Origin of the sequence: Acidovorax sp. M14, assembly GCF_049331375.1 — a bacterium.
Taxonomy (GTDB): Bacteria; Pseudomonadota; Gammaproteobacteria; order Burkholderiales; family Burkholderiaceae_C; genus Acidovorax.
Window position 1 is genome coordinate 2849359 of the sequence record NZ_CP186263.1, and the last position, 13239, is coordinate 2862597.

11 protein-coding genes are annotated in these 13239 nt (G+C 65.1%); all 11 read left to right on the plus strand.

Features of this window, described 5'->3' with window-relative positions:
* Nucleotides 1-86 precede the first annotated feature (86 nt).
* The 11 genes from serC to ACOYR4_RS13295 all read left to right on the plus strand — a co-directional run bounded on the left by serC (nt 87) and on the right by ACOYR4_RS13295 (nt 13235).
* Nucleotides 87-1196, plus strand: coding sequence for a 3-phosphoserine/phosphohydroxythreonine transaminase (gene serC / locus ACOYR4_RS13245; RefSeq protein WP_422846929.1), 1110 nt, complete (start codon nt 87-89; stop codon nt 1194-1196).
* A 65-nt stretch (nt 1197-1261) separates the two neighbouring features.
* A complete protein-coding gene (gene pheA / locus ACOYR4_RS13250) occupies nt 1262-2359 on the plus strand; it encodes a prephenate dehydratase (protein WP_015014431.1) in 1098 nt (365 codons plus the stop codon).
* A gap of 12 nt (nt 2360-2371) precedes the next feature.
* A complete protein-coding gene (locus ACOYR4_RS13255) occupies nt 2372-3244 on the plus strand; it encodes a prephenate dehydrogenase (RefSeq protein ID WP_015014432.1) in 873 nt (290 codons plus the stop codon).
* 135 nt (nt 3245-3379) lie between these two features.
* Nucleotides 3380-5410 (plus strand): bifunctional 3-phosphoshikimate 1-carboxyvinyltransferase/cytidylate kinase, encoded by a 2031-nt coding sequence (locus ACOYR4_RS13260; RefSeq protein WP_422846930.1) that lies wholly within the window; start codon nt 3380-3382, stop codon nt 5408-5410.
* A gap of 195 nt (nt 5411-5605) precedes the next feature.
* Nucleotides 5606-7291: a 30S ribosomal protein S1 gene (gene rpsA, locus ACOYR4_RS13265; RefSeq protein WP_056063647.1), complete on the plus strand. Its 1686-nt coding sequence runs from the start codon at nt 5606-5608 to the stop codon at nt 7289-7291.
* 74 nt (nt 7292-7365) lie between these two features.
* Complete coding sequence (locus ACOYR4_RS13270; RefSeq protein ID WP_192421921.1) at nt 7366-7713, plus strand: integration host factor subunit beta; 348 nt, start codon at nt 7366-7368, stop codon at nt 7711-7713.
* 132 nt (nt 7714-7845) lie between these two features.
* Complete coding sequence (locus tag ACOYR4_RS13275) at nt 7846-8175, plus strand: LapA family protein (protein WP_422846931.1); 330 nt, start codon at nt 7846-7848, stop codon at nt 8173-8175.
* The gene (gene lapB / locus ACOYR4_RS13280; RefSeq protein WP_422846932.1) at nt 8165-9322 is read left to right on the plus strand and encodes a lipopolysaccharide assembly protein LapB; all 1158 of its coding nucleotides are present in this window, start codon (nt 8165-8167) and stop codon (nt 9320-9322) included. Before ACOYR4_RS13275 ends, lapB begins: the two co-directional genes overlap by 11 nt.
* Before the next feature lie 34 nt (nt 9323-9356).
* Nucleotides 9357-9818 (plus strand): ComEA family DNA-binding protein, encoded by a 462-nt coding sequence (locus ACOYR4_RS13285; protein ID WP_422846933.1) that lies wholly within the window; start codon nt 9357-9359, stop codon nt 9816-9818.
* 115 nt (nt 9819-9933) lie between these two features.
* Complete coding sequence (locus ACOYR4_RS13290; RefSeq protein WP_422846934.1) at nt 9934-12879, plus strand: monovalent cation/H+ antiporter subunit A; 2946 nt, start codon at nt 9934-9936, stop codon at nt 12877-12879.
* Nucleotides 12870-13235, plus strand: a complete 366-nt coding sequence (locus ACOYR4_RS13295; protein WP_108625301.1) for a Na+/H+ antiporter subunit C — start codon at nt 12870-12872, stop codon at nt 13233-13235. Before ACOYR4_RS13290 ends, ACOYR4_RS13295 begins: the two co-directional genes overlap by 10 nt.
* Nucleotides 13236-13239 lie beyond the last annotated feature (4 nt).

The following is a 13239-nucleotide window of genomic DNA, read 5'->3' on the forward strand; positions in this document are numbered from 1 at the left end:
GGCGTGAAGACGCCCCGCAAATGCTATCAAAAGCAAAGCATCAGGCGCTTATTGAATAAGCGCCTGATGCATTTTTAGCCCTGAACATGACACGTCCTTACAACTTCTCCGCTGGCCCCGCCGCCATCCCCTCCGAAGTCCTGGAACAAGCCGCCGCCGAGATGCTGGACTGGCACGGTAGTGGCATGGGCGTGATGGAGATGAGCCATCGCGGCAAGGAGTTTCTGTCTATCTACGAAAAGGCGGAAGCCGACCTGCGCGAGCTGCTGGCTGTGCCGTCGCATTTCAAGATCCTCTTCATGCAAGGCGGTGGCTTGGCCGAAAACGCCATCGTTCCCCTCAACCTGTCGCGCGCCGGCGTGGTCGATTTTGTGGTGACCGGCAGCTGGAGCCAGAAATCGCAAAAGGAAGCACGCAAATACGCGTCTGAAGTCAACATCGTCGCCACGGGCGAAGACACGGGCTTTACCACCGTGCCGGACCCAGCCTCCTGGACGGTAAGCCGGGGCGCTAGCTACCTGCACCTGTGCAGCAACGAAACCATCCACGGCACGGAGTTCCACCAGTTGCCCGACCTCAAGGCGCTGGGCAGCGATGCGCCGCTGGTGATCGATTTCTCGTCGCATGTGGCCTCGCGGCCTGTGGACTGGAGCCGCGTGGGCTTGGCCTTTGGCGGCGCGCAAAAGAACCTGGGGCCCGCTGGCCTCACGCTGGTGATCGTGCGCGAAGACCTGCTGGGCCATGCCCTCCCCGCCTGCCCCAGCGCCTTCGACTACAAAATCGTGGCCGACAACCAGTCCATGTACAACACGCCGCCCACCTGGGGCATCTACATCGCCGGGCTGACCTTTCAGTGGCTCAAGCGCCAGACCGAAGGTGGCCTGACCGGCGTGGCCGCCATGGAGCAGCGCAATATTGCCAAGGCGACGCTGCTGTACAACGCCATCGACCAATCGCAGCTGTACGTCAACAAAGTGGCGGCCAACTGCCGCTCGCGCATGAACATCCCGTTCTTCCTGCGTGACGAAAGCCGTAACGAAGCCTTCCTGGCCGGCGCCAAGGAGCGCGGTCTGCTGCAGCTCAAGGGCCACAAGTCCGTGGGTGGCATGCGCGCCAGCATCTACAACGCCATGCCGCTGGCGGGCGTGCAGGCGCTGGTGGACTACATGCGAGAATTTGAGCAAAAGCACGCCTGAGCGCGCACCCGACACGACAGCAACAGAAATCGGCTCCCCGAGCACGCACCGCCACCCCACCGTCCATGAACAATCCGCAAGCCTCACCCGACCTCGCCAGCCTGCGCGTGCAAATCGACAGCATCGACCAGCAACTGCTCACGCTGCTGAACCAGAGGGCGCTGGTGGCCGAACAGGTGGGCGAGGTCAAAAAGCGCGAAGGCACGCCTTTCTTCCGCCCCGACCGCGTGGCACAGGTCATTGAGAAGATCACCAACGCCAATCCCGGCCCGCTCAAGGGCCCGCATGTGGCTGCCATCTGGCGCGAAATCATGTCCGCCTGCCTGGCGCTCGAATCGCCCCAGCGCGTGGCGGTGCTCGGCCCGGAGGGGACATTCTGCGAACAGGCCGCGATTGAATTCTTCGGCGGTGCTGCCGACCTGATGTACTGCGCCAACTTTGACGAGGTGTTCCACGCCACGGCAGCGGGTAGCGCGCAGTACGGCGTGGTGGGCGTGGAGAACTCCACCGAGGGTGTGGTCACCCGCTCGCTCGACCTGTTCCTGCACACACCTACGCATGTGGTCGGCGAGGTCAGCCTGCTGGTGCGCCACAACCTGCTGCGCACCAGCAATTCGCTGGACGGCATCGAGGTGGTGCTGGCCCATCCGCAGGCGCTGGCCCAATGCCAGGCCTGGTTGTCCAAGCACCTGCCGCACGCCGAGCGCCGCCCGGTGTCCAGCAACGCCGAAGGCGCGCGGCTGGCTACCACCAACCCTGCCTGGGCGGCCCTCTCCAGCGAGCGCGCGGCCACCCAGTTCGGCCTGCACATCGTATCCCACGCCATTCAGGACGACGCCTACAACCGCACGCGTTTCGCCATCATCTGCCTGCCACACACGCTGCAGACACCGCCTCCGTCCGGCAAGGACTGCACCAGCCTCGTGGTCTCGGTGCCCAACCGGCCAGGCGCCGTACACGACCTGCTGGTGCCGCTCAAGACGCACGGTGTGTCCATGACGCGCTTTGAGTCGCGCCCTGCCCGCACGGGCCAGTGGGAGTACTACTTCTACATCGACCTCGATGGCCATCCTGCCCAGCCGCATGTCGCGCGGGCCCTGGAAGAACTGCGCAGCCTGTGCGCGTTCTACAAGGTCCTGGGGACCTACCCTGTCTCGTCATAAGGAGCCGTCGCCATGTTCGAACAATTGGGGCTGATCGGCTGCGGACTCATGGGAGGCTCGTTCGCCTTGGCCATGAAGAAGGCCGGGTTGGTCAAGCGCGTGGTGGGGTACAGCAAGTCGCCCTCCACCACCGACCGCGCCCGCCAGCTGGGCGTGATCGACGTCGAGGCACCCTCTGCCCTGCTGGCCGTGGCAGGCGCAGACATTGTGCTGGTGGCAGTCCCCGTGGCGGCTACCGAAGCCACCCTCAAGGCCATCAAGCACCTTGTCACCCCCCAGATGCTGATCATGGATGTGGGTTCGACCAAGTCCGATGTGGTGCAGGCCGCACAACGTTCGCTGCGCGACCAAGTGGGCTCCTTCGTGCCCGCGCACCCCATCACGGGGCGCGAGGTGTCGGGCGTGGAACACGCCGAGGCAGACCTCTACAGCGGGCGCCAGGTGATCCTGACTCCCACCGAACGCACCCTCACCGCCCAGCTGCAGGACGCCGAAAAGATCTGGACAGCGCTGGGCTGCCGCGTGACCAGCATGTCGCCGGAGTCGCACGACGCGGCCTTTGCCGCCGTCAGCCACCTGCCGCATTTGCTGGCGTTCGCAATGATGAACAGCATCACGGGCCAGACGCACGGCGATGACTTCCTGTCCCTCGCAGGCCCCGGGTTCCGCGACTTCACCCGCATTGCCGCCAGCGACCCCAAGGTGTGGCGCGACATCCTGCTGTCCAACCGCGACGAGCTGATTGCCCAGTCCAAGCTGTTCCAGCAGGCCCTGCGCAACATCGAGCAGGCCATGGAAAAAGGCAATGCCCAGGCGCTTGAAGACATGCTGACCTTGGCCAGCGAAACCCGTGCGCATTGGCGCATGGGCGCGAAGAGAAAATAACCCCCTGAGTCGCCTACGGCGCCTTCCCCCAAGGGGGACGCACCCGGTGGCCTGGCAAAGCCAGTTCCACGGGTGCACTGGGATGGGCCTGCGCCAGTCATGACGGGCGCTTGCACCAATGGACGAAAGACACTGATGTACAGCACCGCATTCCTCGATCTCCCCCCTTTGCAAGCCGCTGCAGGCGAAGTCCACCTGCCAGGCTCCAAGAGCATCTCCAACCGGGTGCTGCTGCTGGCAGCGCTGAGCAACGGCACCACCACCGTGCACGACCTGCTGGCGTCCGACGACACGCGCGTGATGCTGGACGCCCTGCGCCAGATCGGGTGCACGGTGGATGAAGCGGGAAGCACGGTGCACATCACCGGCCTGGGTGGCCGCCTGCCACAATCCCCCGCCAAGCTGTTCCTGGGCAATGCGGGCACGGCCATGCGCCCACTCACGGCGGCGCTGGCGCTGCTAGGCGGCGAGTTCGAGCTGTCTGGCGTGCCGCGCATGCACGAGCGCCCCATTGGCGATCTCATCGATGCGCTGCGCCAATTGGGCTGCCAGATCGACTACCTGGGCAACGACGGCTACCCGCCGCTCAAGATCGCCCATGGTCAGGGCGTGCCTCCGCTGGCGGTAGCGGAGCCCATCCGCGTGCGCGGCGATGTGTCCAGCCAGTTCCTCACTGCCCTGCTCATGGCGCTGCCGCTGGCGGCGGGCACGCAGGCCATCGTGATCGAGGTGGTGGGCGAGCTGATCTCCAAACCCTACATCGCCATCACGCTGCAGCTGCTGGCACGCTTTGGCATTGTGGTCGAGCACCAGAACTGGCAGCGTTTCACCATACCGGCAGGCAGCCGCTACCAGTCACCCGGCAGCATCCATGTGGAGGCAGACGCCTCATCCGCTAGCTATTTCATAGCACTTGGCGCAATTACCTCTAGCACTAGCGGCCAAAAAGGCATCAAGATTCAGGGTGTGGGCCTGGATTCGATCCAGGGCGACATCCGTTTTGTCGAAGCCGCGCGCGCCATGGGTGCTGTGGTCACGGGCGGCCCCAACTGGCTGCAGATCGAGCGCGGTGCCTGGCCCCTGAAGGCCATTGACCTGGACTGCAACCACATCCCTGATGCGGCCATGACGCTGGCCGTGATGGCCCTGTATGCCGAGGGCACGACCACGCTGACCAACATCGCCAGCTGGCGCGTGAAGGAAACAGACCGCATCGCCGCCATGGCCACCGAGCTGCGCAAGCTCGGCGCCACGGTGGAGGAAGGCGCGGACTACATCCGCGTGACGCCCCCGGGCCAGGTCACCGACTGGAAAGCCGCCAGCATCCACACCTACGACGACCACCGCGTGGCCATGTGCTTCTCGCTGGCCGCGTTCAACCCGGCGCGTCTGCCGGTGCGCATCGAAGATCCCAAGTGCGTAGCCAAGACCTTCCCGGACTACTTCGAGGCCCTGTTCTCGGTTGCTCTGGTCGAGACCGCCCACATCCCGGTCATCTGCATCGACGGCCCCACGGCCTCGGGCAAGGGCACGGTGGCGGCGGCGGTGGCGCAGCGCCTGGGCTATCGCTTCCTCGACTCCGGCGCGATGTACCGCATCACCGCTCTGGCCGCGTTGCGGGCGGGTCTCACCATCGATTCCGACCACGAAGCCCGTATCGCCACCCTGGCCCAGACGCTGCCGGTGCGGTTTGAGGGCGGCAAGGTGTGGCTGGGCAACGACGATGTGACCGAAGCCATCCGCACCGAAGAAGCCGGCATGAACGCCTCGCGTGTGTCCGCCCTGCCCGCCGTGCGCACGGCGCTGGTGGACCTGCAGCACAGCTTCCAGCGCCTGCCGGGACTGGTGGCCGACGGGCGCGACATGGGCACCGTGATCTTCCCCAAGGCCCCCTTGAAGGTGTATCTCACGGCCAGCGCCGCCTGCCGCGCAGAGCGTCGTTATAAGCAGTTGATTTCTAAGGGTTTTTCGGCTAGTATCGAAGATCTTCGCGCGGATCTGGAAGCGCGCGACGCCCGGGACAGCTCCCGCAGCGTTGCGCCCCTCAAGCCCGCGCAAGACGCTCTGGTCCTGGACAACTCCGATTTGACGATTGAACAAGCCGTCGAACAGGTATTGGCCTGGTGGCAGGAGCGTCAGCCCTTCGCAGCTTCTGCGCAGCGCTGACAACGTGGAGCCCTCGGGCTCCAGGCAGTGCCGAAAGGCCTTGCCACAGGCCCACGCAGCCCCTCTCGCGCGTCAGCGCACAGGTTGTGTGGATCGACAACCTAACCCGCGGCTCTGCCGCAAAAAACCACCGCAAGCAGCTATAAAAACGGTAGCAATGGTGCTACCGGAATCCTGTTTGTGGCAAGGAAACACATGTCCGAATCTTTTGCCGCCCTTTTTGAAGAATCCTTGCAGCGCACGGAAATGCGCCCAGGCGAAGTCATCACCGCTGAAGTCGTGCGCGTCGAGCACAACTTCGTGGTCGTGAACGCTGGCCTCAAGTCCGAAGCCTACGTGCCGCTGGAAGAGTTCAAGAACGACAAGGGCGAAGTCGAAGTCCAAGTGGGTGACTTCGTGTCTGTGGCCATTGGCTCCATCGAAAACGGCTACGGCGACACCATCCTGTCGCGCGACACCGCCAAGCGTCTGGCTTCCTGGATGAGCCTGGAAAAGGCCCTGGAATCCGGCGAATTCGTCACCGGCACCACGTCCGGCAAGGTCAAGGGCGGCCTGACTGTCCTGGTCAACGGCATCCGCGCATTCCTGCCCGGCTCGCTGATCGATACCCGTCCGATCAAGGATCTGACGCCGTACGAAAACAAGACCATGGAATTCAAGGTCATCAAGCTGGACCGCAAGCGCAACAACGTGGTGCTGAGCCGCCGCGCTGTGGTGGAAGCCTCCATGGGCGAAGAGCGCGCCAAGCTGATGGAAACCCTGAAGGAAGGCTCCATCGTTCAGGGCGTGGTCAAGAACATCACCGAATACGGTGCGTTCGTGGACCTGGGCGGCATCGATGGCCTGCTGCACATCACCGACATGGCATGGCGCCGCGTGCGTCACCCCTCCGAAGTGGTGACCGCTGGTCAGGAAATCACGGCCAAGATCCTGAAGTTCGACACCGAAAAGAACCGCGTGTCCCTGGGTCTGAAGCAAATGGGCGACGACCCATGGATGGGCGTGAACCGCCGCTACCCCCAAGGCACCCGCCTGTTCGGCAAGATCACGAACATTGCCGACTACGGCGCGTTCGTCGAACTCGAACCCGGCATCGAAGGCCTGGTGCACGTGTCTGAAATGGACTGGACCAACAAGAACATCGCTCCCGCCAAGCTGGTTTCGCTGGGCGACGAAGTCGAAGTCATGGTTCTGGAAATCGACGAAGACAAGCGCCGCATCAGCCTGGGCATGAAGCAGTGCAAGGCCAACCCATGGCAAGAATTCGCACAGGACACGAAGCGCGGCGACCGCGTGAAGGGTCCGATCAAGTCGATCACCGACTTCGGCGTGTTCGTGGGCCTGGCTGCCGGCATCGACGGCCTGGTGCACCTGTCCGACCTGTCGTGGAACGAACCCGGCGAAGCCGCTGTTCGCAACTACAAGAAGGGCCAGGAAGTCGAAGCGATCGTGCTGGCCGTGGACGTGGACCGCGAACGCATCTCGCTGGGCATCAAGCAGCTCGACGGCGACCCATTCACGACCTTCGTGACCGTGAACGACAAGGGCCAGACGGTGACCGGCAAGGTCAAGACCGTGGACGCCCGTGGCGCTGAAATCGACCTCGGCGAAGACATCGTGGGCTACCTGCGCGCTTCGGAAATCTCCCGTGACCGCGTGGAAGATGCCCGCAACGTGCTGAAGGAAGGTGACGAAGTCACGGCCGTGGTGGTGAACGTGGATCGCAAGACCCGCAACATCCAGCTGTCGATCAAGCAGAAGGACATGGCTGACGAACAAGGCGCCATGGCCAACCTGAGCCAGCAATCGAGCCGCGAAAGCGCCGGCACGACCAGCCTGGGCGCCCTGCTGCGCGCCAAGCTGGACAACTCGGAAAAGTAAAGCGCTGACCCGTTAAACGGTCAGACAGCGGGCGCCTCGGCGCCCGCTCTTTTTTCAGCCAAGACTGACTGCCCATGTCCCAAGATTCCATGACCCGCTCAGACCTCGTCGAAGAACTGGCCGCCCGTTTCGGCCAGCTCACCCACCGGGATGCCGAATACGCCGTCAAGACCATTCTGGACGCCGTGGGCGAGGCCCTGGTGCGCGGGCACCGCATCGAGATCCGGGGTTTTGGCAGCTTCTCGGTCAACCACCGCCCTCCCCGCATGGGCCGCAATCCACGCAGTGGCGAGGCTGTGGCCATTCCCGAAAAGCGTGTGCCCCATTTCAAGCCAGGCAAGGCCCTGCGCGAAGCCGTGGACAAACGCACGGCCGAAATGGAAGAAAAGGCCCCGCCTGCCACAGGCACCCTGGGCAACTGATACCAAATTGATAGCAGCAAGCGCATGACTCACTAGCGCCTGCTGCCGTTTTGGCTTGTATTGGCCTCCGTGCAGCAATGCGCAGGCCCACTGCGCCAAGCTCTTAGAATCGCCCCACCACTGGGGAGACCGATGAAATACCTCCTGTGGCTGCTCAAGGCAGCCATTTTTTTTACGCTCTTCGCCTTCGCGCTGAACAACCAGCAGGACGCGACCGTGCATTTCTTCTTTGGCACGCAATGGCGCGCGCCGCTGGTACTGGTGGTGCTGACCGCGTTCGCCGCAGGCCTGGTCGTTGGGGCCTTGGGCATGGTGCCGCGCTGGTGGCGCCACCGTAACGCCGCACGCCGCGCCCAAGCCGCTGTCGTTGTGGCACCTGCGCCCACAGCGCCCCCCGCCACCAGCCCCACCCCAGCAGTGCCCCCACCACCTCCTGACCTGCCCTCGATCCATGGAATTTGACCTGAGCTGGATACTGCTGGGCTTACCCCTGGCCTTTGTGCTGGGCTGGCTGGCGTCGCGGTTTGACCTGCGCCAGCTGCGCGCCGAAAACCGCCGCGCCCCAAAGGCGTACTTCAAGGGCCTGAACTTCCTGCTCAACGAGCAGCAGGACCAAGCCATCGACGCCTTCATCGAGGCCGTGCAGAACGACCCCGACACCTCAGAGCTGCACTTCGCCCTGGGTAATTTGTTTCGCCGCCGGGGCGAGTACGACCGCGCCGTGCGGGTGCATGAGCATCTGCTCTCGCGCGGCGACCTTTCCCGCACCGACCGCGAGCGTGCCCAGCATGCGCTGGCCCTCGACTTCCTGAAGGCCGGACTGCTTGACCGCGCCGAAGACGCGCTGCAGCGCCTGGAGGGCACCCCATTCGAGGCCCAGGCCCGCCTGGCGCTACTGGCCATTTACGAACGCTCGCGCGACTGGCCCCATGCCGCCAGCATCGCCCGCAAGATGCACGCCGCCGACCAGGGCGACTTCAGCACGCGGCAGGCCCACTACCTGTGCGAGCAGGCCTTGGCGCTGATCGCGCAGGGCGACCTGCCCGGCGCCCAGGCCCTGCTGGACCAAGCCGTGGCTGCCGCCCCCGAGGCAGCGCGCGCACGCATCGAACTGGCTCGCCTGCAGCGCCTGATGGGTCAGCCGGCTGCCGTGCTGTCCACGCTCAAGTCGCTGGGCGAGCGCAACCCCGCTGCGCTGCCCCTGGCCGCCCCGCTGATGGTCGAAGCCGCAACAGCCATCGGCCGCACCCCCGAAGTCCACGCCCTGCTGCAGGCACACTATGCGCAAGCGCCTTCGCTGGACGTGCTGGAAAGCATCGTGGCCATGGAAGCCGCCGACGAAGCCACCCGCTCGTCTGCCCGCCAGCGCTATGTGGAGCACCTGGACAAGGAACGCTCTCTGGTCGCCGCCGCCAAATGGCTGGCCACCGAAAAGCTGGAACACGAAGAATTCCACCCCCAGGTTCAACGTGCGCTGGACCATGCCGTCAAACCCCTCACCCGCTATCGCTGCGCGGCCTGCGGTTTTGAAGCGCGCCAGCATTTCTGGCAATGCCCCGGCTGCCAGACCTGGGACAGCTACCCGGCGCGCCGGGTCGAAGAACTCTAAGAGCCTTCATCCTCAACACCCTAAGCTCCTCGCCATGCTGAAAAAACTGCTAACCCTGCTGGTTGCCACCCTGCTCGCTACCGCCGCCTGGGCCGCCGTGGACGTGAACACCGCTACCGAGGCTGAACTCGACGGCATCAAGGGCATCGGCCCCGGCTTGTCGGGGCGCATCTTGCAGGAGCGGCAGAACGCTCCGTTCAAGGACTGGGCCGACTTCATCGGCCGTGTGGGCGGCGTGGGCAACAAGAGTGCCGTCAACTTCTCCAAAGAGGGCCTGACCGTCAACGGCAAGAAGTACAGCGCGGCGGCAGCTGCCAAGGCAGAAGCCAAAAACAACAAAAAGCACAACAGCTCCCACACAGCAGACCGCAAAGCCCGTGGCGGCGCTGACAAGGACGCCGCAACGGCAACCACGCCAGCAACACCACCTGCAACAGCCACTGCGGCACCGACAGCGGCAGCGCCCGCCCTAGCAACAGGCGCTAGCAAAAACTAAGCACGCTTCACAAGCAGCAAGCCCGCTCCAGCGGGCTTGTTTTTTTGCGGCATGGCATACCCAACAGCGAGGGTCGGGCAGGGTTTTTAGGGGCTGCCCCTAAAATCAATCGCGCATGCCCCTGATCACCCTCATCCTTCTCCCCTTCATCGGCAGCCTGCTGGCAGCGGTTCTGCCGTCCAACGCCCGCAATACCGAGTCCACCCTGGCGGGACTTATCGCCGTGTTCTGCACAGCCCAGGCGGCGCTGTACTTCCCCGAGATTGCAGACGGCGGCGTGATCCGGCAAGAGCTGACCTGGCTGCCCGCACTGGGCCTGAACCTCGTGATCCGCATGGATGGCTTTGCGTGGATGTTCTGCATGCTGGTGCTGGGCGTGGGCAGCCTGGTGGTGCTGTACGCGCGCTACTACATGTCGCCCGCAGACCCAGTGCCGCGCTTCTTCTCGTTTTTTCTGGCCTTCATGGGCGCGATGGCGGGCGTAGTGCTGTCGGGCAACATCATCCAGATCGCGTTCTTCTGGGAGCTGACCAGCCTGTTCTCCTTCCTGCTGATCGGCTACTGGCATCACCGCAAGGACGCGCGGCGCGGCGCACGCATGGCGCTGACGGTGACGGGCACGGGGGGGCTGGCCATGCTGGCGGGCATGCTGGTGCTGGGCCACATCGTGGGCAGCTACGACCTGGACCATGTGCTGGTGGCGAGGCAGCTCATCCAGAACCACCCGCTCTACACCACAGCACTCGTCCTCATTCTGCTGGGCGCGCTGACCAAAAGCGCGCAGTTCCCGTTCCACTTCTGGCTGCCCAACGCCATGGCCGCGCCCACGCCCGTGTCGGCGTACCTGCACTCGGCCACCATGGTCAAGGCGGGCGTGTTTTTGCTGGCACGCCTGTGGCCGGCGCTGGCGGGCACCGAGCAGTGGTTCTGGCTGGTGGGCGGCGCGGGCCTGACCACGCTGCTGGTGGGTGGCTATGCGGCCATGTTCCAGAACGACCTGAAAGGGCTGCTGGCGTACTCGACCATCTCGCACCTGGGTCTCATCACCCTGCTGCTGGGCCTGAACAGCCCGCTGGCGGCCGTGGCCGCTGTGTTCCACATCATGAACCACGCGACCTTCAAGGCCTCGCTGTTCATGGCAGTGGGCATCGTGGACCATGAAAGCGGCACGCGTGACATACGCCGCCTGTCGGGCCTGCGCACCATGATGCCGATCACCGCCACCCTGGCCATGGTGGCCAGTGCGGCCATGGCGGGCGTGCCGCTGCTCAACGGCTTCCTGTCCAAGGAAATGTTCTTTGCCGAGACGGTGTACGTGAATACCACACCGTTGCTCGAATGGCTGCTGCCGGTGGCCGCCACGGTGGCCGGCATGTTCAGCGTGGCGTATTCGCTGCGCTTCACGGTGGATGTGTTCTTCGGCCCGCCCGCTACGGACCTGCCGCGTCATCCCCACGAGCCCCCGCACTGGATGCGCGTGCCGGTCGAACTGCTGGTGCTGGCCTGCTTGGTGGTGGGCACGCTGCCTGCATGGTCGGTGGGAGCCTACTTGGCCGCCGCCGCACGGCCCGTGGTGGGGGGCGAGCTGCCCACTTATAGCCTGGCGGTCTGGCATGGGTTCAACACCCCGTTTGTGATGAGCCTGGTCGCTTTGGGCGGGGGCATTGCGCTCTACGCCCTGCTGCGCTGGCAGCGCGAAAAGGGCGCCATCGATGCCCCTCCGGTCATGCGCCGCATCAGCGGCCAGCGGGCGTTTGAGGCCACGCTGGCCCTGCTCAGCCTGATGGGCCGCAATGGCCGCCGCCTGCTGGGCACCGGTCGCCTGCAGTGGCAGATGCTGTGGCTGGTGTGCGCCGCACTGGTGGCGGGTACCCTGCCCCTGTGGGCGCGGGGCCTGCCGATTGGCGACCGGGTGCAGTTGCCGCTGTCGCCTGCCTTTGCGCTGCTGTGGCTGCTGGGTGCGGTGTGCGCCGTGGCGGCAGCCTGGCAGGCCAAGTACCACCGCCTGGCGGCACTGACGCTGCTGGGTGGCTCCGGGCTGTGCGTGTGCCTCACGTTCCTTTGGTTCTCGGCGCCCGACCTGGCGCTCACACAGATCGTGGTGGAGGTGGTGACCACCATCCTCATTCTGCTGGGCCTGCGCTGGCTGCCGCGGCGCGACGAGAGCCTGCGCGTGCCCACGCTGGCCGAAGAGCGCCGCACCCAGCTGCGCCGCTACCGCGACATGGCGTTGACGTTGGCCGCAGGGGGTGGCATGGCCCTGCTGTCGTTCGCGATGATGAGCCGCCCCTTCCCCGACAGCACCTCCACCTTCTTCCTGGAGCGTGCGCTTACCGAAGGGGGCGGCACCAACGTGGTCAACGTCATGCTGGTGGATTTCCGGGGCTTTGACACCTTTGGCGAGATCGTGGTGCTCGGCATCGTAGCCCTCACGGTGTATGCGCTGCTGCGGCGCTTTCGCCCTGCGCGTGAGGTGATGGATCTGCCGCCCCAGCAACGCGCACTGCCCGCCGATGTGGATACCGACTTGGCCAACCCACGCCAGACCGCCGACACCGCCGTGGGCTACCTCATGGTGCCCGCCGTGCTGGTGCGGCTGATGCTGCCGTTTGCCACGCTGGTGGCGGTCTACCTGTTCATGCGCGGCCACAACGAGCCCGGCGGCGGCTTTGTGGCGGGGCTGGTGTTCTCGGTGGCCCTGCTGCTGCAGTACATCGTGTCGGGCACCTCGTGGGTCGAGGCCCACCTGCCGCTGTACCCAAGGCGCTGGATTGGCGTGGGCCTGCTCGCCGCACTGGCCACGGGCCTGGGCGCACTGGCCTGGGGCTATCCGTTTTTGACCAGCCACACGGCGCATTTTTCGCTGCCCGTGGTGGGTGAGATCCATGTGGCCAGCGCGCTGTTCTTCGACATCGGCGTGTTCACCCTGGTGGTGGGCTCCACCATGCTCATCCTCACCGGCATTGCCCACCAGTCGGTGCGCAGCCACCGCTACAACAACGCACGCGCGGCCGAAGAAGCCCAGGCCGCCGCCACACCGGGAGAAGGCCCATGGAACTGATACTGGCCCTGGCCATCGGCGTGCTCACCGGCTCCGGCGTGTGGCTGCTGCTGCGGCCGCGAACCTTCCAGGTCATCATGGGCCTGTCGCTGCTGTCGTATGCCGTCAACCTGTTCATCTTCAGCATGGGCCGCCTGGGCCTCGCGATTGACAAGGAGCCCGTGCTGCAGCCCGGGGTGCCGCAAGACCTGGCCCACTATGCCGACCCCATGCCCCAGGCGCTCACCCTGACGGCCATCGTCATCGGCTTTGCCATGACCGCCCTCTTCCTCGTGGTGCTCCTGGCATCGCGCGGCATGGCCGGCACCGACCATGTGGACGGCACGCGCGCCAAAGATGCGCAGGAAATGCCATGATGAA

Coding starts and splice junctions, on each gene's coding strand:
- serC (WP_422846929.1), top strand. CDS start 87: ATGACACGTCCTTACAACTTCTCCGCTGGCCCCGCCGCCATCCCCTCC.
- pheA (WP_015014431.1), top strand. CDS start 1,262: ATGAACAATCCGCAAGCCTCACCCGACCTCGCCAGCCTGCGCGTGCAA.
- ACOYR4_RS13255 (WP_015014432.1), top strand. CDS start 2,372: ATGTTCGAACAATTGGGGCTGATCGGCTGCGGACTCATGGGAGGCTCG.
- ACOYR4_RS13260 (WP_422846930.1), top strand. CDS start 3,380: ATGTACAGCACCGCATTCCTCGATCTCCCCCCTTTGCAAGCCGCTGCA.
- rpsA (WP_056063647.1), top strand. CDS start 5,606: ATGTCCGAATCTTTTGCCGCCCTTTTTGAAGAATCCTTGCAGCGCACG.
- ACOYR4_RS13270 (WP_192421921.1), top strand. CDS start 7,366: ATGTCCCAAGATTCCATGACCCGCTCAGACCTCGTCGAAGAACTGGCC.
- ACOYR4_RS13275 (WP_422846931.1), top strand. CDS start 7,846: ATGAAATACCTCCTGTGGCTGCTCAAGGCAGCCATTTTTTTTACGCTC.
- lapB (WP_422846932.1), top strand. CDS start 8,165: ATGGAATTTGACCTGAGCTGGATACTGCTGGGCTTACCCCTGGCCTTT.
- ACOYR4_RS13285 (WP_422846933.1), top strand. CDS start 9,357: ATGCTGAAAAAACTGCTAACCCTGCTGGTTGCCACCCTGCTCGCTACC.
- ACOYR4_RS13290 (WP_422846934.1), top strand. CDS start 9,934: ATGCCCCTGATCACCCTCATCCTTCTCCCCTTCATCGGCAGCCTGCTG.
- ACOYR4_RS13295 (WP_108625301.1), top strand. CDS start 12,870: ATGGAACTGATACTGGCCCTGGCCATCGGCGTGCTCACCGGCTCCGGC.